Here is a 1,354-nt window from a genome sequence, read left to right as displayed (position 1 = left end):
GGCGTCGTGCCGGTGAGCACCGCCTACTACCGGCCCGGGACCGACGAGCAGGGCGCGGCCGACGCCGTCGCCGCGCAGTTCGGCCTCCGCTCCGAGCCCCGCTTCCCCGGGATCGCGGGCGCCTCGCCCGGCGTCATCGTCATCGCGACGAACAACTGGGGCCAGACGGCGCAGAAGGGCTCCTGACACCTCGGGGACCCGTCATCCCCGCGACGCGTACGCCTCCAGGTCCGCCAGCTGCCGAGGGTCCAACGACGGCCGCACGACCTTCCGGGCCGCCTCGAACTGCGCCGCGGTGACCTCGGTGGAGTCCAACGAGATCCGCATCGCGGTCAGGGCCGCCTCGCGGACCAGCGCCGAGCAGTCCGCGGCCGAGTAGCCGTCGAGCTCCGCCGCCAGCGCCGCCAGGTCGACGTCCGGGGCCAGCGGGGTCGCCTTCGACGCCGCGCGCAGGATCTCCGTGCGCGCCTCGGCGTCGGGCGGCGGGACGTAGATCTGGCGCTCCAGCCGGCCGGGCCGCAGCAGCGCCGGGTCGATGAGGTCGGGCCGGTTCGTCGCGCCCAGCACCACGACGTCGCGCAGCGGTTCCGCCCCGTCGAGCTCGGTCAGCAGCGCGGCCACCACCCGGTCGGCCACCCCGGCGTCGGTCGAGCCGCCGCGCCGGGGCGCCAGCGCGTCGACCTCGTCGAGGAACACCAGCGCCGGCGCCGCGTCCGCCGCGCGCCGGAACAGCTCGCGCACCGCCCGCTCGGACTCCCCGACGTACTTGTCGAGCAGCTCCGCGCCCTTGACGACGAACACGTTGAGCCGTCCGGTGCCGGCCAGGGCCCGCATCAGGAACGTCTTCCCGCCGCCGGGCGGCCCGTAGAGCAGCACCCCGCGGGGCGGGTCGACCCCGAGGCGCGCGAACGAGTCGGGGTAGCTCAGCGGCCACAGCACGGTCTCGGTGAGGGCCTGCTTGGTCTCGACCATGTCGCCGACGTCGTCGAGGGTCAGCCCGCCCGAGTGCAGCGTCTGCGACCCCGAGGACGACAGCGCCACCGGCCGCACCGAGGTCACCGCCTCGAGCAGGTCGTCCTGGCAGAGCCGCAGTTCGCCGTCCTCGGCGCCCGGGCCCCGCAGCGCAGCTCGGACGGCGGCCTCGCGCCGCAGCGCGACCAGGTCGGCGGCGACGAAGCCGGGGGTACGCAGGCCGATCACCCCGAGGTCGACATCCCCGGCCAGCGGCACCTCGCGCAGCAGCACCCGCAGCAGCTCGGCGCGGTCGCGATCGTCGGGCGGGGCGAGCCCGAGCTCCCGGTCGACGAGGTCGGGGGCGCGCAGCCGCGGGTCGACCGACTCCGGGCCCTGCGCG

The 1,354-nt window shown here is 76.4% G+C and carries 1 protein-coding gene and 1 pseudogene; one reads left to right on the top strand and one right to left on the bottom strand.

The features are described from left to right. Positions 1–186, top strand: a pseudogene (locus AC0CYZ_RS18940) (LytR C-terminal domain-containing protein); the annotation flags it as partial. A 15-nt stretch (positions 187–201) separates the two neighbouring features. Here AC0CYZ_RS18940 and AC0CYZ_RS18935 read toward each other — a convergent pair. Next, positions 202–1,354: AAA family ATPase (locus tag AC0CYZ_RS18935; RefSeq protein ID WP_472218119.1), on the bottom strand; the 1,153-nt coding region annotated here is incomplete at its 5' end.

Source organism: Actinomycetospora sp., assembly GCF_055612215.1.
Note: the sequence above shows the minus strand (reverse complement) of the source record. Positions and strands in the feature narration are given on the sequence as shown.